20 protein-coding genes and 1 tRNA gene are annotated in these 23,589 nt (G+C 42.9%); 11 read left to right on the top strand and 10 right to left on the bottom strand.

Annotated elements, in window-relative coordinates:
* Positions 1-276 precede the first annotated feature (276 nt).
* Positions 277-1,779, top strand: a complete 1,503-nt coding sequence (locus tag VB620_RS13075) for a protein kinase domain-containing protein (RefSeq protein ID WP_323196590.1) — start codon at positions 277-279, stop codon at positions 1,777-1,779.
* Positions 1,780-1,903: 124 nt separating this feature from the next.
* Here the strand turns inward: VB620_RS13075 and ftsH3 are convergent, their stop codons facing one another.
* The 4 genes from ftsH3 to VB620_RS13055 all read right to left on the bottom strand — a co-directional run bounded on the left by ftsH3 (position 1,904) and on the right by VB620_RS13055 (position 5,934).
* Positions 1,904-3,742 (bottom strand): ATP-dependent zinc metalloprotease FtsH3, encoded by a 1,839-nt coding sequence (gene ftsH3 / locus VB620_RS13070; RefSeq protein ID WP_323196589.1) that lies wholly within the window; start codon positions 3,740-3,742, stop codon positions 1,904-1,906.
* Between the two features lie 117 nt (positions 3,743-3,859).
* Positions 3,860-4,633 (bottom strand): aminotransferase class IV, encoded by a 774-nt coding sequence (locus VB620_RS13065; RefSeq protein WP_323196591.1) that lies wholly within the window; start codon positions 4,631-4,633, stop codon positions 3,860-3,862.
* A gap of 5 nt (positions 4,634-4,638) precedes the next feature.
* Positions 4,639-5,427 (bottom strand): hypothetical protein, encoded by a 789-nt coding sequence (locus VB620_RS13060; protein WP_323196588.1) that lies wholly within the window; start codon positions 5,425-5,427, stop codon positions 4,639-4,641.
* 207 nt (positions 5,428-5,634) lie between these two features.
* Positions 5,635-5,934 (bottom strand): 30S ribosomal protein PSRP-3, encoded by a 300-nt coding sequence (locus tag VB620_RS13055; RefSeq protein ID WP_089092518.1) that lies wholly within the window; start codon positions 5,932-5,934, stop codon positions 5,635-5,637.
* A gap of 190 nt (positions 5,935-6,124) precedes the next feature.
* Here VB620_RS13055 and VB620_RS13050 point away from each other — a divergent pair, with 190 nt between their 5' ends.
* Positions 6,125-6,937 (top strand): TIGR01548 family HAD-type hydrolase, encoded by an 813-nt coding sequence (locus tag VB620_RS13050; RefSeq protein ID WP_323196587.1) that lies wholly within the window; start codon positions 6,125-6,127, stop codon positions 6,935-6,937.
* Between the two features lie 262 nt (positions 6,938-7,199).
* Entirely contained in the window at positions 7,200-8,588 is a 1,389-nt protein-coding gene (locus tag VB620_RS13045; protein ID WP_323196586.1) for a cytochrome P450, read from the top strand.
* 47 nt (positions 8,589-8,635) lie between these two features.
* On the opposite strand, the gene VB620_RS13040 is transcribed toward VB620_RS13045, so the two are convergent.
* Together VB620_RS13040 and ruvB are read right to left on the bottom strand one after the other, a co-directional pair.
* A complete protein-coding gene (locus VB620_RS13040; protein ID WP_323196585.1) occupies positions 8,636-9,442 on the bottom strand; it encodes a tetratricopeptide repeat protein in 807 nt (268 codons plus the stop codon).
* Positions 9,443-9,527: 85 nt separating this feature from the next.
* Positions 9,528-10,628 carry a Holliday junction branch migration DNA helicase RuvB gene (gene ruvB / locus VB620_RS13035; RefSeq protein ID WP_323196584.1) on the bottom strand — a complete coding sequence of 367 codons (1,101 nt, stop codon included), beginning with the start codon at positions 10,626-10,628 and terminating at the stop codon, positions 9,528-9,530.
* 136 nt (positions 10,629-10,764) lie between these two features.
* Between ruvB and hisF the strand changes: the two genes are divergently transcribed.
* The 3 genes from hisF (at position 10,765) to VB620_RS13020 (ending at position 12,005) form a co-directional block, all read left to right on the top strand.
* Positions 10,765-11,532: an imidazole glycerol phosphate synthase subunit HisF gene (gene hisF, locus VB620_RS13030; protein ID WP_323196583.1), complete on the top strand. Its 768-nt coding sequence runs from the start codon at positions 10,765-10,767 to the stop codon at positions 11,530-11,532.
* A gap of 114 nt (positions 11,533-11,646) precedes the next feature.
* A complete protein-coding gene (locus tag VB620_RS13025; protein ID WP_323196582.1) occupies positions 11,647-11,838 on the top strand; it encodes a hypothetical protein in 192 nt (63 codons plus the stop codon).
* 94 nt (positions 11,839-11,932) lie between these two features.
* Positions 11,933-12,005 (top strand) — tRNA-Ala (locus VB620_RS13020).
* A gap of 207 nt (positions 12,006-12,212) precedes the next feature.
* On the opposite strand, the gene VB620_RS13015 is transcribed toward VB620_RS13020, so the two are convergent.
* Complete coding sequence (locus tag VB620_RS13015) at positions 12,213-12,707, bottom strand: pentapeptide repeat-containing protein (protein WP_323196581.1); 495 nt, start codon at positions 12,705-12,707, stop codon at positions 12,213-12,215.
* A 138-nt stretch (positions 12,708-12,845) separates the two neighbouring features.
* Between VB620_RS13015 and gcvT the strand changes: the two genes are divergently transcribed.
* From gcvT to VB620_RS12995, 4 genes are all read left to right on the top strand, one after another.
* Complete coding sequence (gcvT, locus tag VB620_RS13010) at positions 12,846-13,976, top strand: glycine cleavage system aminomethyltransferase GcvT (protein ID WP_323196580.1); 1,131 nt, start codon at positions 12,846-12,848, stop codon at positions 13,974-13,976.
* A 101-nt stretch (positions 13,977-14,077) separates the two neighbouring features.
* Positions 14,078-14,467: a glycine cleavage system protein GcvH gene (gene gcvH / locus VB620_RS13005; RefSeq protein WP_323196579.1), complete on the top strand. Its 390-nt coding sequence runs from the start codon at positions 14,078-14,080 to the stop codon at positions 14,465-14,467.
* 327 nt (positions 14,468-14,794) lie between these two features.
* Complete coding sequence (gcvP, locus tag VB620_RS13000; RefSeq protein WP_323196578.1) at positions 14,795-17,656, top strand: aminomethyl-transferring glycine dehydrogenase; 2,862 nt, start codon at positions 14,795-14,797, stop codon at positions 17,654-17,656.
* Positions 17,657-17,876: 220 nt separating this feature from the next.
* Positions 17,877-19,205: a pentapeptide repeat-containing protein gene (locus VB620_RS12995; protein ID WP_323196577.1), complete on the top strand. Its 1,329-nt coding sequence runs from the start codon at positions 17,877-17,879 to the stop codon at positions 19,203-19,205.
* Positions 19,206-19,319: 114 nt separating this feature from the next.
* Here the strand turns inward: VB620_RS12995 and map are convergent, their stop codons facing one another.
* Positions 19,320-20,081, bottom strand: a complete 762-nt coding sequence (gene map, locus VB620_RS12990; RefSeq protein WP_323196576.1) for a type I methionyl aminopeptidase — start codon at positions 20,079-20,081, stop codon at positions 19,320-19,322.
* A complete protein-coding gene (locus VB620_RS12985) occupies positions 20,078-21,097 on the bottom strand; it encodes a Gfo/Idh/MocA family protein (protein ID WP_323196575.1) in 1,020 nt (339 codons plus the stop codon). Before VB620_RS12985 ends, map begins: the two co-directional genes overlap by 4 nt.
* 273 nt (positions 21,098-21,370) lie before the next feature.
* On the opposite strand from VB620_RS12985, the gene VB620_RS12980 reads away from it, so the two are divergent.
* The gene (locus VB620_RS12980; RefSeq protein WP_323196574.1) at positions 21,371-21,670 is read left to right on the top strand and encodes a ferredoxin; all 300 of its coding nucleotides are present in this window, start codon (positions 21,371-21,373) and stop codon (positions 21,668-21,670) included.
* 172 nt (positions 21,671-21,842) lie between these two features.
* Here the strand turns inward: VB620_RS12980 and VB620_RS12975 are convergent, their stop codons facing one another.
* A complete protein-coding gene (locus VB620_RS12975; protein WP_323196573.1) occupies positions 21,843-23,441 on the bottom strand; it encodes a SpoIID/LytB domain-containing protein in 1,599 nt (532 codons plus the stop codon).
* Positions 23,442-23,589: the final 148 nt, after the last annotated feature.

Below are 23,589 nucleotides of genomic sequence, written 5' to 3'. Positions count from 1 at the left end.
CTAGTTCTTCTATTATCCACTTTTCCATTTACTGACATTGGTTTAACTCTGGGTTTTCGTATATAAAATACACAATTACTGGCTTTTGTCAAATCTTATGTTAAGAAAGATGTGGGTAATGGATAGCTTTTTAAGGGGGATTTAGGGGGATCAGATCACTTGTGTGTACACCGTAGCGGATACTAGCGAGAGGAGGGGAAAAAGATATGCCTACTTACTGAAATGCAATGGTATATTTAGGATGATAACAGTAATCAGGGTATCATCTAGGTAGTCATGAGCTACTGCATTAATCCTCAGTGTCCACAGCCGCAAAACACAAGACAACCTCTATTTTGCCAATCTTGTGGTTCTGATTTGCTTTTAGAAGGGTGCTATAGAGTCGTTCGTCCATTGGGTGGGGGCGGTTTTGCTAATACTTATGAGGTAGATGATTCCGGGACAGCAAAAGTCCTCAAAGTTCTGTTTAATACCCATCCCAAAGCTGTAGAACTGTTTCAAAAAGAAGCAGCAGTTTTGAGTATATTACAGCATCCTGGTATTCCTAAAGTTGATTCAGACGGTTACTTTACTTATTTACCCAGAAATCAAGAAATCCTACACTGTCTGGTGATGGAAAAAATTGAGGGGATGGATTTAGCAGAATATTTCACGCAACGTAACTATCAACCCATCAGTGAACGCGCCGCAGTGCGATGGTTGAAACAGTTAGCGGAAATTTTGCACCAAGTTCATCAACAACAGTATTTCCATCGTGATATCAAACCGCCTAATATCATGCTACGAGCAAATGGGCAGTTGGTATTAATTGATTTTGGCACAGCGCGGGAAGTAACGGAAACCTTCATTAATAAAGTAGCAGGACAGCAAGTTACAGGAATTATTTCCGCAGGTTATACGCCACGAGAACAAATGAATGGGAAAGCTGTACCGCAATCTGATTTTTTTGCTTTGGGAAGAACTTTTGTTTATTTACTAACAGGTAAATCTCCTGATAATTTTTCTGAAGATTCCCGCAATGGGGAGTTAATTTGGCGAGATCATGCGGCTGGTATTTCCGAAAAATTAGTTGAGTTTATTGATGATCTCATGGCTCCCTTTCCAGGGAATAGACCTCAAGATACTCAGGAAATATTGGATAAATTAGCAGGATTTGAGACTGGTTTACCGCAGGAGAAGCAAAAGACTGGAAATAATCAATCTGCCAATTATTATAACCAAATTAGTCAGAGAATAGAGTCGGAATCTCTAGCAGTTAATCAAGGAGAAACTTCCTCTCCTTATGCAGTATTTGAAAGGCAAATATTAGCATTTTTTATCGATATATTAATTACTATTTTTATTGGTGTCATTCCGTTCATAGTAGGAAGAGCATTAACTAACGGATGGGTATTTTTAGTTGGATGGATCATCTTTACTTGGCTCTACTTTGCTTTATGTGAGAGTTCTGTCAAACAAGCCACTTTGGGGAAAATGGTTGGCAAAATAATTGTGACTGATTTAAAAGGAAAGAGAATTTCCTTTTGGCGAGCTACTGGGAAGTTTTTAATTAAAGCATTCTTCACACTGTTGACCTTATTTGATTTTGGCAGATCATTACGCGGTTTTAGCGGATTATTGTACGGATTGTCGTCTATTCATTACTTTCCTTTAGACCTTATGTTATTGGTATTTGTATCTGGCTTAATTGATGTGATATTTCTTCTATTTAACAAAAGAAAACGTTCTCTACACGATATCTTAGCTGGCACATTAGTGAGCAAAAAACCATCTCCATAGCCTTAGATATACGAGCAAAAACTCATTTTACTCTCTGCGACTCTGCGCCTCTGCGTGAAATAAAAAAATGGGGCAATTCTAGCTAGAACCACCCCAAATCTACTTAAACTGCAAACAAACTTAATTAAGCAAAAGCCGCAGTTTTGACATCATTATTTGTCAAAATTTCTTGTAACTCGTCAGAGTCAACTGTTTCTTTCTCCACCAGCATTTTGGCGATTTCATCGAGAATGTGGCGGTTGTTAACTAATACTTCTTTAGCTCGTGTATAAGCTACATCCACCAGTTTCCGGACTTCTTCATCAATCGCCGCAGCAGTTTCTTCGGAGAAATCACGTTCTGACATGATATCTCTACCTAAAAACATATTACCTTGCTGACGACCCAGAGCTACAGGACCCAGGCGATCGCTCATCCCGAAGCGAGTAATCATCTGACGCGCTACACGGGCTACTTGTTGCAAATCATTAGAAGCACCAGTGGTAACTTCTTCATCACCAAAGATTAACTCTTCAGCTAAACGACCGCCTAAAGCCACAGCCATTTGATTTTCCAGATAAGCACGGCTATACAAACCTGTATCCATCCGGTCTTCACTAGGAGTAAACCAAGTTAAACCACCAGCACGACCGCGAGGAATAATGCTGATTTTTTGTACTGGGTCATAGTCGGGCATCAACGCACCAACTAAGGCGTGACCAGCTTCGTGATATGCTACTAAGGTTTTGCGCTTTTCGCTCATTACCCGGTCTTTCTTCTCTGGACCAGCTAAGACGCGATCAATGGCATCATTGATTTCATCCATCGCAATTTCAGTTAAATTGCGTCGTGCTGCCAAAATTGCGGCTTCGTTCAGCAAGTTGGATAAATCTGCACCAGTAAACCCAGGAGTCCGACGAGCAATTTTATCTAAGTCTACATCCTTGGCTAAGGTCTTACCACGGGCGTGAACTTTGAGAATTTCGCTACGTCCAGCATAGTCGGGACGGTCTACAACTACCTGACGGTCAAAACGACCAGGACGTAACAAGGCTGCATCTAAGACATCAGGACGGTTGGTAGCAGCAATAATGATAATGCCAGTATTACCTTCAAAACCATCCATTTCGGTGAGTAACTGGTTGAGGGTTTGTTCCCGTTCATCGTTACCACCACCTAAACCTGCACCCCGTTGACGACCTACAGCGTCAATTTCATCAATAAATACGATACAAGGAGCGTTGGTTTTCGCTTGTTCAAATAAATCGCGGACACGGGAAGCACCCACACCGACGAACATTTCTACAAACTCAGAACCGGAGATGGAAAAGAAGGGTACACCAGCTTCTCCGGCTACAGCACGAGCCAGGAGGGTTTTACCTGTACCAGGAGGGCCAACTAATAATACACCTTTAGGAATTTTTGCCCCAACTGCGGTGAAGCGGTCGGCGTTTTTCAGAAAGTCTACTACTTCGTTTAATTCCAACTTGGCTTGGTCAATACCTGCGACATCGCCAAAGGTGACTTGAGTTTGTGGCTCCATTTGCACTCTGGCTTTGGATTTACCAAAGTTCATGGCTTGGTTACCAGGACCACTTTGAGCGCGACGTAGTAAGAAGAATAAGCCCACCAGAAGTAATACAGGAAAAAATAAACTGCTCAGTGCTTTAAACCAAAAGCCTTCATCACTTTGGGGTAGAACTGAAATATCAACGCCCTTATCAGATAAGTTATTAATTAAGTCTGGGTCATTGACTAAATTTACAATCTTTTTGTCACCATCTCTGGAGGTAACAAGTGCTGTAGAGCGGTCTGCACTGAGACTGACTCTATCTACTCTGCCGTTGTCAACTTCTTCAATAAATTGACTGTATCGCCATGTTTCTCTAGTTTGAGGTTGTTTGTCAAAGAATGCTGTTCCTAGAGCAATGACAACTATAAATAGCAGTGCATACAGCCCCGCATTTCTCCATCTTTTATTCACTGAGGTCTATCCTCCGGTATTTTTTGTGAGTTAGCGTAGCTTCTCTGATATGAGAGGGCTTTATTAAGAATTATGTTAACTTATCTTAAGGTATAACATAATGTTGCGGCTGTCATGTTAAAAAAGTCCCCTGATTTGTTTCAGACTAGGATGGTAGGGATTATATTGTAGCGACCCTGTGGGCTGATTAACGGTATGAATAGGAATAATTTCCACTAAACTATTAGTGTAGGCGATCGCCTCAAATTCCCTGACTAACTCGGCAGTCCAAGGTGATTCCCTAACTATTGGCAGATATTTTAGCAGTTGCGATCGCATAATTCCCGGTAAAATTCCCTCTGTTAATGGTGGTGTCCACCAACTACCATTCTGCCATCCCCAAAGGTTTCCTGTGGTCGTTTCTAGCCAATTGCCATCCTCATCAATTAAAATCGCTTCCTGACAATTCATCTGTTGGGCGTGAGTCTTCGCTAACCAAGCACTCAGATAATTGCCAGTTTTATGAGAAGGTAAACTGCGATAAAATTCTGAAAATGCCACAGTTGTGCTAATACCATGCTGTTGTTTTGTGATTAAATCCGGTGGTAAGAATCTCCCAGTTATCCACTCTCGTCCATCCGCAAACAGCGTAATTCTGAGAATGGGGAAATGCGCCGCCATAATTTCTGCACCTTGACGCACCAGATTCCAGTTAGGTTCTTGCCAACCAAAGGATTGTAAGGAAAGAAGTAGGCGATCGCAGTGTGCCACCCAATTAGTTAAACTATCATCGAGGCTGCTATCATAAATACGCAACGTTGTAAATACTGTCGCCCCATAAAGTAGCCCCAGGTCGTTAATATCTAATTCTATAGTTGGGGACTCTATCAGTTTGCCCTGATACCAATAAATATCACTCACTCATCTGCATTTGGAAATGAAATCATGTTACCTTTTGGGGTACTAGTTATCTTTGCACCCAAAGCCTCAAGTTCCTTAATTGCTCTAGCAAGAGTCTTTTCATCAGATTGATTATTCAAAACCATTATCCAAGCTGATATTTTCGCTTGCTTACTGTCAGGATTTTTACTTAAAAAATTCGCAGTTTGCCCAGATATTGCTGCAATGGATTGACTTTCATCATCGGAGAACTGACTAGCCCATTTTGCTGCAGTTGCAAAGGATGTTTGTGCAGATTTCGTGTCTCCTAAAAATAATAACTCATCAATTCCTTTATACCGCCACGCATAATAAGACCTTTGAGGAACTCCGGGAGACAAAGACTGCAAAGCCTTATCCATAATTTCTATAGACCGCTCTGGCATACCAGCGTAAATAGAAGCACCAGTAGAAAGACTCAAATAAGCGTCTAAAAATCGGGGGTCTTGTTTCAAAACCACGTCAAAATATTCTGGCGTGAGGCGATAACCTGTTTTGTCACGCGCTTCATCATCACCAAAATATTGCAAATAACTCAGATAAACCCAATTGGCGAATAAATTATCATAACCAAAACTGGGCATATTTTCGAGAAAATTGAGCCGAATACTTTCAGCATTAATTTCTCTTTCTAGAACATCTAAAGAGATATCTTGTTTGCTCCTTAACAAAGTTTGCAGTTGAGGCAATTGCAGCCAGCCAACTCCCAACAGACACAAACAACCGACCAACGGTGTGATCACAGCTTGACGAGATAAAAATAACATATTTAGCTTGTCTTTGAAGATGCAGTGATTCTATTGTATAGAATATGACTTTTATTTAAATAGGAATAGCGGAGAAAAAATTCTCTTGTGGCCTCAACTCATCTAGAATTTTTATCAAATTGTCCCCTCTCATTGCTAAAAAGAGGGGTTGGGGTGAGATTCTGTATTTTCAACAGATGCTACTACTCAGCATGGAAGAAGCAGTCTTCAGGCGCTACCAGTAAAGGCAACTTCAGGGAACTTCAATTGAGCCTCTGCCATCGGTCTTCTTCTGCCTTCTTCTTGCCAGTAGTTAATCACTTCTGTGGCTTTGTTAAGCAATTCTACGCGGTCTACATCAGTAATCCAGTGTTTGGACTCTAATTCCTTTTTTAACTCTTCCCAGGCATCATTACGAGGCCAGAAGAAATATTTAGTTAAAGGACTTGTGCCTTTGCCGACAACTTGATCCACTGCTAGGGCAACGTTTTCGTCTAACCAAAGGATTTTCAGAATAAATTGGGTCAATCACGCCTCCGGGGAATATCTGGGGATTAATACTAAGTTGCTAATGGCACGGGTGGAAATGATGCCCACTTTTATGTGCTGTGCGATCGCTTATTCTAACGCAATACTTCTCCTAATGACCAAATAGTGCTAGCAAATTAGTTCACCATCACCCATTAAAATTTAAAAGCCGCCTTCATCTCTAAATCTTATGACTGCCAAATCTTCAGTAACAACCATTGTCGTTTTCGATATTGACGGTGTAGTAAGGGATGTTGGTAATTCCTACCGCCGGGCGCTGGCGGACACTGTAGAGCATTTTACTCACACAGCCTATCGTCCCACACCAGCCGACATTGACCAGCTAAAATCTGAAGGACTTTGGAATAATGACTGGGAAGCCTCCCAAGAATTTATTTACCGCCACTTTGAATCTCTTGGACAAACTCGCCAGCAATTGCAACTAGATTACAAAAATATTGTGGACTTTTTTCAATCTCGTTATCGAGGCACAGACCCAGAAAACTGGAATGGCTATATCTGTGATGAACCCTTACTATTACAACCCCAATATTTAGAAAACCTCACAGCATCTGGAATAAACTGGGGATTTTTTAGTGGTGCTACCCGTGGTTCTGCTACTTATGTTTTACACAAACGTCTAGGTTTACAGTCCCCTGTATTAATTGCGATGGAAGATGCACCGGGTAAACCAGACCCCACAGGACTTTTTACCACTGTAGAACTATTAGAAAACCAAGTCAGCAATCTACCCATCATCTATGTGGGAGATACCGTCGCCGATATGTATACCGTCAGGAAAGCGCGAGAAATCAATCCTCATCGTAATTGGATTGGTGTGGGAATTTTACCCCCTCATGTCCAGGACACAGCAGCCGATAGTGATGCTTATAGTCAAACACTATTAGCCGCAGGTGCAGCCATTGTTTTAAGTAACGTTGAACAACTAAATCCAGACAAAATAACAGAATTATTCCCAGAGATAGCGGAAAATAAAGCTTAAAAATTCTACCTTTCAAATTAATAGGACTTACGCAGACTCTATGAGTTCTTGGCGTTCTACAGCCCTTGCGGGCATCGCTGCGCGCGGGCGACTTGGCGGTTACATAAATTAAGCCTTTCGGCAATTTTTGCGTCAGTCCTAATTAATAGCAATGATGAATTACGAATTAAATTCGTGTTCTAAAATTAATCAAGATAATGGGTGCATACATAAATGACTGGTTGATAAAATTCTGAATCCAATCATTGGGAAAATAATCAAAATGTCTGCAATTGAATTACCTGATGGTCCCAAAAGTCACCCTTGGCTACAGACATATCGGTGGCTGAGTAACCCTTTGGAATATATGGAAGACTGTGCTAAAAAGTATGGTGATATTTTCACTATCTGCGTCGGCCCAGTTTTTAAGCCTCAAGTATTGGTCAGCAACCCTCAAGCCATTCAACAGATTTTTAGCACCGATACTCAACATTTAGATTCTGGTCTAGCAGCTGGGTTTCAATCGCCCTTATTGGGAAATCAATCACTATTATCCCTAGATGGTAAGCCTCACCAGCGACAACGGAAGCTGTTGACACCGCCTTTTCATGGTGAACGAATGCTGGCTTATGGTGAGTTAATTCGTGATATCAGCCGGGAAGTGACTAGTCAATGGCAGGTTGGTGAAACTGTTTCCACGCTGTCATCAATGCAAGCCATTTCCTTTCAAGTGATTTTAAAGGCTGTATTTGGTCTGACTGAAGGCGCACGTTATGAACAACTGAAGGAAGCTTTAATTGCCATCCTCAATCCCAAAAAGCCTATTTTACGTTCAATGATGCTGATTTTGCCAGCATTGCGCCGGGATTTAGGTGCGTGGAGTCCTTGGGGACAGTTTCTGCGTTTACGAGAACAAATTGACGAACTGATTTATGCGGAGATTCAAGAACGCAAAGCCCAGCCTGACCCATCCCGCACTGATATTTTATCTTTGATGATGGCAACTCGTGATGAGGCGGGGGAGCCAATGACGGATGTGGAGTTGCGTGATGAATTGATGACTTTATTAGTAGCAGGTCACGAAACTACGGCGACATCTCTGACTTGGGCTTTATACTGGATTCACCATCAGCCAGAGGTATATGAGAAATTATTGGCAGAGTTAGATACTCTGGGGGAAAATCCCGACCCCAATGCTATTTTTCGCTTACCTTATTTAAATGCAGTTTGTTCGGAAATATTACGTATTTACCCAGTAGCAATGATGACTTTAGCTAGGTTAGTTAAATCACCGCTACAAATTGGAGGATATCAGTTTGCACCGGGAACTTTATTGATCCCCTGTATTTATTTAACCCATCATCGGGAAGATTTATATCCTGATTCCTTCGCGTTTAAGCCAGAGCGTTTTTTAGAAAGGCAGTTTTCTGGTTCTGAATATTTACCTTTTGGTGGTGGTAATCGTCGCTGTATTGGTATGGCTTTTGCTCTATTTGAAATGAAACTGGTTTTGGCGACGGTGCTTTCTAGCTGGCAGATGGAATTGGCGGATAGTCAACCAGTGCAGCCAGTGCGTAAGGGTTTACTGTTTGGGCCGAAAGGAGGTATACCGATGGTGATTAAGGGGAGACGTGAGCAAAATCAGTTAGTTGCTGAGGTTAGTTCAGTTTAAAACGATGGGGTGTGGTGCAGAGGCTCCACGCCCACGGTCAGCAGGATTTACTGAAGTTTCAAAAATTTTTCTAAAGCTGCCACCATACTGGGAGGCCAACGGCGGATATTTGTAACCCAGTTCATGTCTTTATAGCGGTTATCCAGCCCATAAGCTGCTACCCAGTTGCTTTCTGCTTCGCCTTGGTTGCCATTTACCCAGTAAGCTGCTGTAAGGGCGGCACGCATATCGGCAAATTGGGGATATTTGCGGACGATATTTTTCATTTCGTGGATGGCTTCTTGGATTTGACCTGTTTCGTAGAGGGCGAGGGCGTAGTTAGCACGGGCGAAGGCAAAGTTTGGGGCAATTTCTACTGATTTTAGATAGTCCGCGATCGCATCTTGCCATTTTCCTAAACCTGATTTGGCATTACCCCGATTGTTATATGCCATCGCATCATTGGGATCTAGTTCTAAAACATGATTATAATCGGCGATCGCTTCTTCCCATTTTCCCAAACCTTCTAAAGCTGTACCCCGATTTAAATAAGGATCAGTCGCATTGGGAGCCAATTCTATAGCTTGGTTATAATCTGTCAATGCTGCTGCCAATTTATTCTGACTCACCCGCGAATTTCCCCGGTTACTCCATGCACCGGCATTGCTAGGAAACTGCTCAATAATCTCTGTCCAGTAAGTTTCCGCCGTCGCAAAATCACCCTTATTCGTCGCCTTCAAAGCCTTAGCAGCTAGTTCATTTCCTTGATCTAACTGTTCTTGCGTAATCGTAGGCGTTTCAGATAATGCCATAACTGGTGTACTCCAGCCCCACACCACTAACAAACTCAAAATAATCCCAATTAACTTGATCATCGTCGATATATTTACCTTTAAAACTGTTGAAAAGCGATTAATACCCTCTGATTCTTCCCCCCCTGCCTTTTCCCAATTCTCCTAACTACAATAACGATAACTGTTCATTAGGCGGCTTAAAACCCAAATGCTTATATGCTGCATTGGTGGCTATTCGCCCACGGGGAGTCCGACTGAGATAGCCAATTTGCATCAGGTAAGGTTCATAAACTTCTTCGATTGTTTGGGTATCTTCACCAGTGGCGGCGGCAATTGTTTCTAATCCCACAGGACCCCCATTAAATTGTTCAATTATTACACTCAGCATTCGGCGGTCTGTCCAATCTAAACCAGAAGGGTCTACTTGAAAGAGTTCCAATGCTTCAGATGCCACGCTTTCGTTAATTTCACCCGATGATTTAACTTCCGCATAATCACGGACACGTTTCAGTAATCTATTAGCAATTCTGGGTGTGCCTCTGGAACGACGAGCAATTTCTCTAGCACCATCTTCTGCGACGGGGGTTTTGAGGAAGTCGGCACTTCTTAATACAATTTCACTGAGTTCGTTAACTTCGTAAAACCGCAGTTTTTGTACCAAGCCAAAGCGATCGCGTAATGGTGAAGTCAAAGCACCTACACGGGTTGTCGCCCCTACCAGAGTAAATTTAGTCAGTGGTATACTTCTAATTCGGGCGCTGGAACCTTTACCAACTGTAATATCTAAACGATAATCTTCCATCGCCGGATAGAGAATTTCCTCTGTCATCCGCGAAAGACGATGAATTTCATCAACAAATAGGACATCTCCCGGTTTAAGATTCACTAGTAGCCCGACAATATCTCTGGGACGTTCTAGCGCTGGCGCACTCGTAATTTTGTAGTTTACTCCCATCTCCGATGCTAAAATCATTGCCATTGTTGTTTTACCTAATCCCGGAGGCCCGTATAGCAGCAAGTGATCCAGCACTTCACCCCTTGATTTAGCTGCTTTCATGGCAATATCTAGCACATCCTTTAGGTCTTTTTGGCCAATGTAATCAGCAAATCGCTGCGGCCTGATACTCTCTTCGTGTTTACCTTCTTCTTCTGTCGCAGCTTCCGGTTGTAAAATCTTCTCATTTTCAGGTGCGGGAGCCGACTCCCGACGCGGCTTTTGTTGTCCGTTGGGTTCTTGAGGCTGTTTTTTCGAGGAGATTATCGCCATAATTCAGCTATCAACTTTGACTTGAGGACTGTGGGAACGCTATCTAGGCCGCAAGGGCAAAAATTTTCCGTGAGAATTACACGCGTCAATTTAGAATTTAAATTCCAGACGATTACCCAGGAGTGAAAAATTTATTATGTTGTCTAAAAGAATCTTACCGTGCTTAGATGTGAAGGCGGGACGCGTTGTTAAAGGAGTTAACTTTGTTGACCTCAAGGATGCTGGTGATCCTGTGGAATTAGCGAAGGTTTACAATGAAGCCGGTGCTGATGAGTTAGTGTTTCTGGATATTACGGCTACTCATGAAGACCGGGATACAATTATTGATGTGGTCTACCGGACTGCTGAACAGGTCTTTATTCCCTTGACTGTCGGTGGTGGGATTCAATCCTTAGAAAATGTTAAAGCTTTGTTACGAGCTGGCGCGGACAAGGTTAGTATTAATTCTGCGGCGGTACGTGATCCAGACTTAATCAATCGGGCAAGCGATCGCTTTGGTAATCAATGCATAGTTGTGGCAATTGATGCCAGACGCAGGATTGATCCTCAAAATCCAGGTTGGGATGTTTATGTGCGAGGTGGTAGGGAAAATACTGGCTTAGATGCCTTACGTTGGGCGCAAGAAGTCGAAAGACGAGGCGCAGGGGAATTACTGGTGACAAGTATGGATGCCGATGGGACTCAAGCTGGCTACGATCTAGATTTGACAAGAGCGATCGCCGAATCTGTACAAGTCCCCGTCGTTGCTTCTGGGGGTGCAGGTAACTGTGAACATATTTATACAGCACTAACTGAGGGCAAAGCCGAAGCCGCATTACTAGCATCATTACTGCATTACGGACAATTAAGCGTCGCAGAAATTAAAAATTATTTGCGTGATCATTCAGTACCAGTACGGTTGTAATCTTGGTGAAAAAAAGTTGCTAGAAATTTCAAAACATCCATAGTTAGTCAGATACAGTTCTCTGAAATAGTGTTAACATTGGTTTACAAGTATGAATAAATATTAAGAAATGTTATGTTGATCGTTATTTTACTATTTGACGTAGCGCTAGTAGCTTGGTCATTGCACCTCATGGAAAAAGCCGTAGAGCATAAAGAGTTTTCCTTAATGCTGGCTGGGACATTGGTTGCCCTTGCAGCTGCCGCTATGTTGGTAGTCTATTTTCTCATGGGACATTGTATGACCTATTTATTACAATTGTCTTAAAAATCCTCTGTAATGGCAGATATGTTTTACATTTATTTAATAAATCTGGCTTGACAAAGCTTAAATCTTAAGCCATCATAAATAGGCATCGCATGGGGCTATAGCGCAGTTGGTAGCGCATCTCAATGGCATTGAGGGGGTCAGCGGTTCGAATCCGCTTAGCTCCATATTCTAACTATCCAGTCACGAAAACTGGAAAAATAAAGATTATATCTAAATCTAATTCGATTTTAGCTATATGAATCTGCTTCATACTAGTAAAATTTTGCAAACTGGCGATCGCATTTAGTAATGTGTCGTTCCAACAGGCATCTTGGCTGTTTTGGGCGGGCGAAGTATACCCACCCCACAATATTTTCTGTTTTAGTAGATTCCTATCTACATTCCAGAGATTCACGAGTATCCACACCAGTTTGAGGATTCACCCCACTAGCCTGAGTGCAAAGTTTTTTAATCTCTGTTCCATCTAAAATTGCATTCGTAAAATCAGCCCCTGTGATGTCAACATTATCAAACACCGAACGTAGCATCATGGCATTAGTAAAGACTGCATCAGTTAAATCAGCACCTTTAAACTGTGTCAAATAAGCAATGCCATTACTAAAATCTACACCATGTAGATTTACTCCCTCCAACAGAGAACCATTAAACACACCGCCACGGAAATCAGCATTACTAAAGTTAGTATTCTCCAAAATCACATTAGTAAACTCCGACCCCACCAAATCTTCACCAGAGTAATCCTTAACCTCAACTTCCTCACTCATATAACTATTAACGCTAGAAGAACTAGCAGCTTCCGCCGAGAGGGGAAACAAAAACAGAACCATAGCTAAAACACAACTAACCAGTAATTGCCAATACTTCATAATCTTTTATTAACAAATCTCAACAATTGCACTATTAACCATTAAACCTTACAGCAAACGCCCTTAGCACTGGGAGCGTCAAAAACGATCACTTACTATATATAAGTAGTATTGACGTGCGATCTTAAAAAAACACCTGTGGCTAATCAACAAGACATCACCCTAACGCAAACCCCCCTATATCAAAGCAGTGCAGCACTCAAAGCCCGCTTTACCAGCTTTGGTGGTTGGGAAATGCCTGTACAATTTGCTGGTATTAGCCGGGAACATGAAGCTGTTAGAAATACCGCCGGGATGTTCGATATTTCCCACATGGGCAAATTTACCCTCCAAGGTCAACACCTCATTGACAAACTTCAGCCTTTAGTACCTTCAGACCTAAATCGGCTGGAACCAGGTCAAGCACAATACACCGTATTATTAAATCCCCAAGGAGGAATAATTGACGACATCATTATCTATTATCAAGGTGAAGATACCACTGGTAAACAACAAGCCACAATTGTTGTAAATGCCTCCACCACCGCTAAAGATAAAGCCTGGTTATTGCAGCAACTTGACCCAAATCAGGTAGACTTTCAAGACCTGTCCCCCGAAAAAGTATTAATTGCCCTCCAAGGGCCAAAAGCAGTTCAATATCTTCAGCCCTTATTACAGGAAGATTTAGCACCCATTAAAGCCTTTGGTCATCTCTCAGCCCAAATACTGGGTAAACCCGCCTTTATCGCCCGCACAGGTTACACCGGCGAAGATGGTTTTGAGGTGATGCTAGATGCAGATGTGGGAGTCGAATTGTGGCAAAAACTTCATCAAGCTGGCGTTACCCCTTGCGGACTAGGTGCTAGAGATACACTGAGACTAGAAGCAGCAATGGCACTTTATGGACAAGATATTGATGACACCACCACCCCCCTAGAAGCAGGTTTGAGTTGGTTGGTTCATCTCGATACTAAAGGTGATTTTATTGGTCGTGAAGTTTTAGCACAGCAAAAAGCCGATGGAGTGCAGAAACGATTAATTGGCTTGCAAATGCTGGGGCGTAATATTGGCCGTCATGGCTACCCAGTGCTATCAGGAGGTGAAGTTGTGGGAGAAATTAGCAGTGGAACCTTATCACCTACACTCGGTTACCCCATAGCCTTAGCCTATCTTCCGACTCAACTGGCAAAAGTTGGTAAACAGCTAGAAATTCAAATCCGAGGCAAAACTTACCCCGCCGTTGTCGTAAAACGTCCCTTTTATCGGTCGAAAAATCGTGTCAGCAGCTGATAATGTGTTTTGAGTTACTCAATCTCAACTATGGTTAATTACCGACTATAACTGAGATAACTTTGGGATGCTAACTATTTTCAGATAGAAGGAAAAATGATATGTCTTTGGAATATCCACAGGATTTTAGATACCAGGATACTCATGAGTACGTGCGGCTAGATGGTGAAATTGGTACTGTTGGTATTACTCAATTTGCTGTAGACCAAATGGGTGATGTCGTATTTTTGGAATTACCAGATATTGGTGACTTGCTGACCAAAGGAGAAAACTTTGGCACAATTGAATCTGTAAAAGCCGTGGAAGACTTGAATGCACCAGTGACCGGCACAGTCATAGAACGCAATGAGGCTGTCATTGATTCTCCCGAAGAAATAGCAGAAGACCCCTATGGCGAAGGCTGGTTATTAAAAGTCCGTGTCAATGATGCAGATGAAGTTTTGGATAGTTTGACTGCGGATGAGTATCGGGCTTTGGTAGAAGGCGAGTAGAGAAATAAGGAAATGGGGAGGCTTCTGACTTCCTTGTTTCCCCCTACTTAGCAAGTAGAACACATTAATTAATTAAGTAGCTAGGCACGAATATTGATATTTATTGATATTTTTTGGTATCGGATTTCCTTCCTAAACCCAACCTATCTAGCTATTTATCCAATTCTTTCACAATCAGGGCGATTGATTTTTCTCAGAAAAAAGTAATAAAAGAAGGTTACTCAGTCCCACTGGTTATGAATATTTGTTGCAAAATATGAAATAGTTTCATTTGGAGTTCCACTTGTGGTCAATTACGCACCTTTTCCCAAATCAAGCCATAAACCAATGCTGAATCACAAGAGTTCACAGTCAGACAATTTTGCACGACGACACATTGGCCCGAACTCTGATGACATCCAGCAAATGCTTGCGGTTTTGGGTTTCAACAGTTTGGACTCTCTGATTGATAAAACAGTCCCCCAAGCTATTCGACTCCAAAAAACCCTAAATTTACCCCCAGCCCAAAGTGAGTATGCAGCGCTGGCAAAATTAAAACAAATTGCGACTAAAAATCAGGTGTGGCGTTCATATATCGGGATGGGATATTACGACTGTGTTACCCCGCCAGTAATTCAACGCAATATTTTGGAAAATCCTGGTTGGTATACAGCCTATACTCCCTATCAGCCGGAAATTGCCCAAGGGCGACTGGAAGCGCTGCTGAATTTCCAAACAATGATTATTGATCTCACAGGTTTAGAAATTGCTAATGCTTCTTTACTTGATGAGGCGACAGCTGCTGCTGAGGCGATGAGTCTGAGTTATGGTGTTTGCAAAAATCAGGCAAATGCTTATTTTGTCTCTGATGACTGTCATCCCCAAACCATTGATGTGTTGCAAACGAGGGCTAAACCTCTGGGGATTAAGATTATCATCGGGGATCATCAGACTTATGATTTTGCTGAACCGATTTTTGGGGCAGTTCTGCAATATCCAGCTAGTGATGGTACGATTTACGACTACCGTGCTTTTATTGAAAAAGCCCATGCTGAGGGTGCATTGGTGACGGTAGCAGCAGATCCTCTAAGTTTAACTCTACTGACACCACCAGGAGAATTGGGTGCTGATATTGCGGTGGGTAGTACTCAACGTTTTGGTATTCCTTTAGGTTTCGGAGGCCCCCACGCGGCTTACTTCGCTACGAAGGAACAGTATAAGCGCCAGGTTCCAGGGCGAATTGTGGGAGTATCTAAAGATTCTCAGGGTAATCCTGCGTTACGTCTGGCTTTACAAACCCGTGAACAGCATATCCGCCGAGATAAAGCTACTAGTAATATCTGTACTGCACAGGTACTGTTGGCAGTGATGGCAGGGATGTATGCGGTATATCATGGCGCAGATGGTATCCGAAATATCGCTGATAATGTTCACCAGTTAACTGTTACCTTGGCAACAGGATTGCAGCGTCTGGGTTATCAGATTAGTTCTGAACATTTCTTTGATACGCTGCGAGTGGAGTTAGGTACACAGTCTATTAAGACTATTCTGGAAGGTTGCCAAGGAAGAAATATTAATCTCCGGGTTTTTGATGGTACATCTGTGGGGATTTCCCTTGATGAAACTACGACGGTGGAGGATTTAATTGACCTCTGGCAAGTTTTCGCAGGTAAAGAAAATCTCCCCTTTTCTTTAGAAGAATTGAATACCTCAGTTTCTCATCTTCTGTTACCTCGTACCAGTGACTATCTGACTCATCCGGTGTTCAACCGCTATCACTCAGAGACGGAGTTGTTGCGTTATCTACATCAGCTAGAAACTAAGGATTTATCTTTGACGACATCGATGATTCCTTTGGGTTCATGCACTATGAAGTTAAACGCAACGGCGGAAATGATTCCGGTGACTTGGGCAGAATTTGGCAAGATTCATCCTTTTGCGCCAGTTTCACAAACACGGGGTTATCAAATTCTATTCCAGCAACTTGAGAGATGGTTGGCTGAAATTACAGGATTTGCAGGTATTTCTCTACAACCTAATGCTGGTTCTCAAGGGGAATATGCAGGACTTTTAGTGATTCGTGACTATCACGAAAGTCGTGGGGAAGGACACCGTAATATTTGTTTGATTCCGGAATCAGCACATGGGACTAATCCAGCCAGTGCGGTTATGTGCGGGATGAAGGTGGTTGCAGTTGCTTGTGATCAGTTGGGTAATATTGATCTGGATGATTTGCAAGCTAAGGCAGCAAAGCACAGTGACCAATTGGCGGCTTTGATGGTGACTTATCCTTCAACTCATGGTGTGTTTGAGGAAGCAATTCAGGAAGTCTGCGCGGTGGTGCATGGTCATGGTGGCCAGGTTTATATGGATGGGGCGAATATGAATGCCCAGGTGGGTATTTGTCGTCCTGGGGATATTGGTGCGGATGTCTGCCATTTAAATCTGCATAAAACTTTTTGTATTCCTCATGGTGGCGGTGGTCCTGGTATGGGGCCGATTGGTGTGGCTGCACATCTTGTCCCGTTCCTTCCTGGACATTGTGTTGTCCCTAATGCTGGTGATGTTCAAGTTGGTGCTGTGGCAGCTGCGCCTTGGGGTAGTGCTAGTATTTTGGTGATTTCTTGGATGTACATTGCCATGATGGGGGCTGAGGGTTTGACTCATGCAACTCAGGTGGCGATTTTGAATGCTAATTATATTGCCCACAGGCTGGATTCTGATTATCCGGTGTTGTATAAGGGGAAAAATAATTTGGTTGCCCATGAGTGTATTTTAGATTTGCGATCGCTCAAAAAATCTGCCAGCATCGAAGTTGATGATATTGCCAAGCGGCTAATTGATTATGGTTTCCATGCGCCCACTGTTTCTTGGCCTGTGGCTGGTACTGTGATGGTGGAACCGACGGAAAGCGAATCTAAACAGGAGTTAGACAGGTTCTGTGAGGCGTTGATTGCTATTCGGGGGGAAATCTCGGAAATTGAATCTGGGAAGATGGATGTTGAGGATAATCTGCTGAAGAATGCACCTCATACTGCTGAAAGTCTGATTGCTGGAGAATGGACTCATGGCTATTCTCGTGAACAGGCTGCTTATCCTGCACCTTGGACGCGGGAACATAAGTTCTGGCCAAGTGTGGGGAGGATTGATGCGGCTTTTGGCGATCGCAATTTTGTCTGTTCTTGTCTACCGATGGATGCTTATCAGTAACTGAGAAATGATGTCATAAAATACTGAACCCTATCCCCTCCTGGCTGTCTGGGAGGGGAATGGCATTTCTGGTTAAATCCTGTTTGCTTTTTCGGTAGTTATAGCAGGGAACAGAGAACAGGGAGCAGGGAACAGGGAACAGCCTTGAGAATCTCTATATGTCTGTTTCTGTCCTAACTCCTTCGCGGTTGCCATATTGATAACTGATAACTGATAACTGATGACTGAATCTCACTCCCCTTCACCAAATCCAGAACCTTTACCCGCAGAAGATTTTGAGGGTACAGATGAAAATCACTTAACTCCAGATGGACTAGTAGCACAAGAATCTTTAGCCACAATTGCGGCTTTGCAATCTCCAGAAAATAAAAGTGCTTTGCAACAAGCCCATTCTCAGGTCAAGGAATACACTGTTAGCAAATTTACAGTCAAGCCTAGAGCATTACTTTTCACTCTGGTGGCGATCGCCATTACTGTTCTGGGACTAGTAATCAATAACTGGATTATTGGCTTGTTGGGAACACTGATTACTTTGGTGCTATCTCTAACAATGTTGTTACCCTGGTCAAAATATGTGGTGCAACAGTGGTTTTTATCTCAGGATAGAACCCTGTTTATAGCCTCTTTGGGTCTAGTTGTAGGGATAATCGGCTTATTCAAGTTTACTGCTTTGGGCGATCGCTTGCAGACATGGATCACGCAAATTGGCTGGGAAGCTTCCGGGACTTTAGCGGAATGGTTTGGGGCTTTGGGGCAAATTTCCATTGCAATTGTGGCTGTGTATGTAGCATGGCGACAATATGTAATTTCTAAAGACTTGACAATTCAGCAAAACCTGCTGACGATGCAGCAAAATATTATTACCCAGCAGCAAACCATTGATTCCTATTTTCAAGGAGTCTCAGATTTAGTGTTAGATGAAGAAGGATTATTAGAAGATTGGCCGCAAGAAAGGGCGATCGCCGAAGGACGTACAGCCGCAATATTTAGCAGTGTCGATGGTAGTGGTAAAGCCAAAATTATCCGTTTTCTCTCCCGTTCCAAATTACTCACCCCCCTGAAGCGCGATCGCCGTTTAGGTAGAGCCATTCTCGACGGTATGGGGGGTTACGAGGAAGACCGCCTAGATGGTGTACGGGTGATCGACTTAGGGGTAATGTTAGCCGCCGCCGACCTCTCTGGTAACGATTTACGCTGGACTGACCTGAGTGAAGCTAATCTGGTTCGTGCTAATCTCAGCAATTGTGATTTAGTCAAAGCCAACCTTGCCCGGACTATCTTATACAGTGCCAATCTCAGTGGGGCTGATTTGAATGGGACTCGTTTTTTCTATGGTTCTCTCACCACAGCATCCCCTCGCAGTCGCAACGAGCCACCAAAGTACGAAACTGGCGAATACACTGGCGCTGTGGTGGAAAATGCCGATTTCAGTGATGTTCAGCGTTTACCTGAGACGACTCGCCAGTATTGTTGTGCTTGGGGAGGAGAAAAAACTCGCGCCACAATTCCCGGCGGTTGTGAAGGTATTCCCAATCAGTTAGGAAGGTGAGAAGAAGTAGGGGGGAAAAGGCAGAGGGAAGCTTGTACTCCCCCAGTTGCATGAAACATCTCTACATTCTTTCTCAGCAGATGTCTACTGATAACTGATAACTGATAACTGAACTTAAGCTAGGGTGAGAATTTCTACACCTGTTTCTGTGACAGCTAAAGTATGTTCGCATTGGGCGGATAATTTGCGATCGCCAGTCACAGCTGTCCAACCATCATCGAGGACTTCCACTTCCCAAGTACCCTCATTTATCATCGGTTCAATAGTGAACACCATTCCCGGTCTGAGACGTTTACCTTTGCCTCGCACACCATAATGAGGAATATCGGGCGCAGTGTGGAAAATATTACTGATACCGTGTCCCACAAAGTCCCGTACCACAGAAAACCCTTGTGACTCAGCATACTCTTGAATAGCTGCACCAATATCGCCAATTTTTGCCCCTGGCTTGACTTCAGCAATTCCCCGGCGGCGACATTCTTCAGTTACCTCTACCAACTTCTGGGCTGTGGGTGAAGGAGTACCCACAAAAAAGGTTGTAGATGTGTCGCCGTGGTAGCCATCCACAATTAATGTCACATCAATATTGATAATGTCCCCATCTTTAAGAATCTGTCTGGCTTGGGGAATACCATGACAAACTACCTCATTCACACTGGTACAAATAGACTTGGGATAGCCTTTGTAACCCAGAGGTGCGCTTTTCGCTCCGTGGGCTTGAGTCCAACGTTCTGCTTCATCATTGAGTTGGAGAGTGGTTACTCCCGGCTTCACCATTGGTTCTAGGTGCTGTAAAAGTTGCCCAGCCAAGCGTCCGGCTTGACGCATTTTTTCCAGTTCTCGTGTAGATAAAATGACAATTGGTTCGGTTTTCATAAATTTTTATCGGCAGTATCGCTCATAAATATAGTTAAACCTGTTTCGGCCGCTCTTTGGATAGCATCAGCAACCTGGAGGGCATATAAACTTTGCTCTGGGGTGACGTACAAAGGCGTGTCATTGAAAAGATGATCTAACACCATATTTGTATCTTTAGCAAATAAACCCCGACGTGTGCCAATCTCTATGGGTGTTGTTTCCTGAGACTGGATTAACATTCCTTTGTCGCCATCAAAAATTAAACCACCCTTGTCGCCGTGAACTTCAAATTTGCGTTCTGCTTGCCAGAGGGTTTCACCTTTGCCATAGACTACTTGTGCTAACAGTCCATTTTCAAAGCACAGTTGACTGATGCAGAAACAAGTTTGATAGTAATCCGATTCTGTTTCCCAATATCGCTGATGACAGTTAACCGAAAAGACTTTACCAAATAAATTAGTTAGACGATGTAATCTCGATAGTGCGCCAATTAACGGAAAACCAAAAAAATCATGGTTATAAGTCCACTTCCGGGGTGCGGGATGCTGAGGATTGATGGTGCTGTAGCGAACATAAAAAATATCACCAACTTGGTCTAAGTTTTGCTGCAAGGCTTGATGTAAGCCCCCCAAGAGTTCGATGTGTTCAACGTGTAAGAGTTTATTTTGGGATTTGGCTAAAGCGATTAATTCCTTAGCTTCTGTGATATCTACAGACAAGGGATATTCCACAATTACGTGTTTGCCTTGTGAAAGTGCGGCACGAGCGATCGCACCATGATCACGATTAATTGTAGAAATCACCACCAAATCAATATCTGAGCGTTCTACTAATTTTTCCCAAGAAGTTAACGCTTCTGTTTCATATTTTTGGGCAAAGGCTGCCGTATTTTCTGGCTGATGACCTGCGATCGCTACTAGACTTGTGCGTTGATCACCAAGGAACGCCTCAGCCCGTAGTTTTGCCGCATATCCACTACCAACCAAGCCTACACGCACTTTTGCTGTTTCCAAAGCTGCCTTTGAATTATACATGATTCTCATCAGTTCTGTTTTCGACATCCCACCCTGAGAATATGGGAAATTTTGCGTCGATACTCAAAAAAATTAATACATAAAATAAACTTATAATTATTTACTAACTCAACTTCATTACTAATCGGGGTAAATTTCCAGTTAAAACCTGTAATTTTTCTCGTAGTATCAGAATTGGAGCAAATAAAAACTAGTGGCTAATGTCATAAACAAAGCCCTATGCTTTGCTTCAGGATAACTTATACTGCCGTTTGAACAAGAGAGGATTATTTAATGGCTACTTTCAAAGTTACTTTAATCAATGAAGCCGAAGGCTTGAACCAAACAATCGATTGTGAAGAGGATACCTATATTCTTGATGCAGCTGAAGAAGCTGGTCTTGACTTACCTTTTTCCTGTCGTGCCGGTGCTTGCTCCACCTGTGCTGGTAAAATCACCGCAGGTACTGTTGACCAATCTGACCAATCATTCTTAGACGACGACCAGATTGAAGGCGGATATGTCTTGACCTGTGTTGCTTACCCAAGTTCTGACTGCACAATCGAAACTAACAAAGAAGAAGACCTCTACTAACAGTTCGCTGTTAAATCACAATTGCTGCTGAGATCATAGGGGTGTGATGCTTTGCACCCCTGCATAGGTCTTTATCAGTTATCAGTTATCAGTTATCAGTTATCAGTTATCAGTCAAGAGACTTAATTAGGTTGAAGCCTCCCACCTTACTCCTTGATAACTTTTCACTGATTTAAAATTTGATGTGGCTACTGAGAGTTTTAACTTGAGTACCGGGATAGTAAAATTGCAAAATTCGGGCATTTTCCCAACCTATTTTTGCTAAATTTTGCGCCCCGGTTTGACTTAAGCCCACTCCATGTCCCAAGCCACCACCAATAAAAGCATATCCCCATAGGTCTGTAGTGCCTTTGTTGAGGGGTTCTATGTAAAATAGGGTACTTCTGGGAGCCGCAAAAGCGCTACGAATTTCGTCTTTTTCCAGGGTAAAAACGCCAATATCTGTTTTTATCGCTAATTCCAGAATCCTGCCACTTTTACTACGCTGGATTACAGACATAGCCTCAACGGTGTTAAATTTGGCATAGGGGCTATTTTTGATTTCCAGAAATCTTTTTAAGAGTTGGTTAATATCAGCAATGGGTGTTTCCTGGTTCCAACGAAAGGTATTCCAGGTACTTTCGTTAAATCCTTCACTCTGATTAATAAAGTTACGAAAGTTGGTTTCATCAGCTAAACTCTTTTGAGATAAATCCCACAACTTAGTAGGCGTATCTATGACTGGGCGTAAGTATGGACGGTCTTCACCATGCCAAACATCACTAAAATAGGCAGTAACGCCGCCAGTGGTGGAAGAATACAGCGCATCCACTAGCTGGTTATTATAGGTTAAAACCATACCTTTAGTGGCTGCGATCGCCCTGTCGGTAATGGGGGCGGTTCCACTCCAACCGTAATAAACTTGACAGTGAGTATCAGCACATAATTGATAGTTATCAGTAACAAACCGCCGCAAATTCCGTAAAGCATAAGTCCGGGCGATAATTGCTTGGGCTTCTACGGCTGCGGTGGGGGCATTTGTGCCAATTTCGTGGGGTACAACTCCCCGCAAATAGCTTTCTAGGGGGACTTCATTAACTAAAGTATATGTACCATAGGCGTTGGGCTGTAAAGTCATTTCTCCGGGATACAGACGATTAGTTTCCAGCTTTTCGCCGATTTTGACCCGAATTAACTGTTTATTGCTGCTAATTTCTAAATTATCGGCACTGTAACTGTTACCGTCTACTTCCCAGGTGACTTGTGGGACTTCTGGCAAAATCTGGGTATTGATATAAGCCATTTCCTTACCCGCAGCTTCCACACCCTGAAATAACAAGCGCCGCAATAAGGGACTACTGTAAACGTCCCGTTTCGCCCAAACTTGCCAACGATCTGGTTGGGCTATTTCTACTTCTATGCCCTGAGAACGCCAATTTTCGGCACTGTCTTCCGCCGTTTCAAAGGTGCGGTATGTCCCTAAAACTACTACCTCCTCTATCTCCACCTGGGGTAGAGGTTTCATGACTGTTTGTAGTTTGACTGGGTTTTGGGTGACTAAGGTTTTTTGCTGATTATCTACTGTAAATTTTAGCTGTAGGCGATCGCCTGATGTGGGTTCCAGTTGTAACTTGACTTCGGGATTCTCTCCAAATCGCTGTACAATTCCCACCCTCAATTCTACATCCTGATTTTCGCTATCAACGGCGGCTGCACCTGTCAGTCCCAGCAAGCAAAATGTTGTCAGTACAGTGGAGGAAAAACGCCAGAATGCAGATTTCATAGTAGTCATTTGATTTTTACTCACTCCAAAATGCTAACAATTATTCAGATATTATTGTTGTTTTTACTGAGAGTCGGGAATAGGCTAATTTTCTGACCTCCTGGGGGCGATGATAATTTCTCAGTTACAAACACTTGTAATTAAAGAAAAGTTTTGA

It is taken from the genome of Nodularia harveyana UHCC-0300, assembly GCF_034931085.1.
GTDB lineage: Bacteria > Cyanobacteriota > Cyanobacteriia > Cyanobacteriales > Nostocaceae > Nodularia > Nodularia harveyana.
This window is presented reverse-complemented; position numbering and strand designations above follow the sequence as displayed.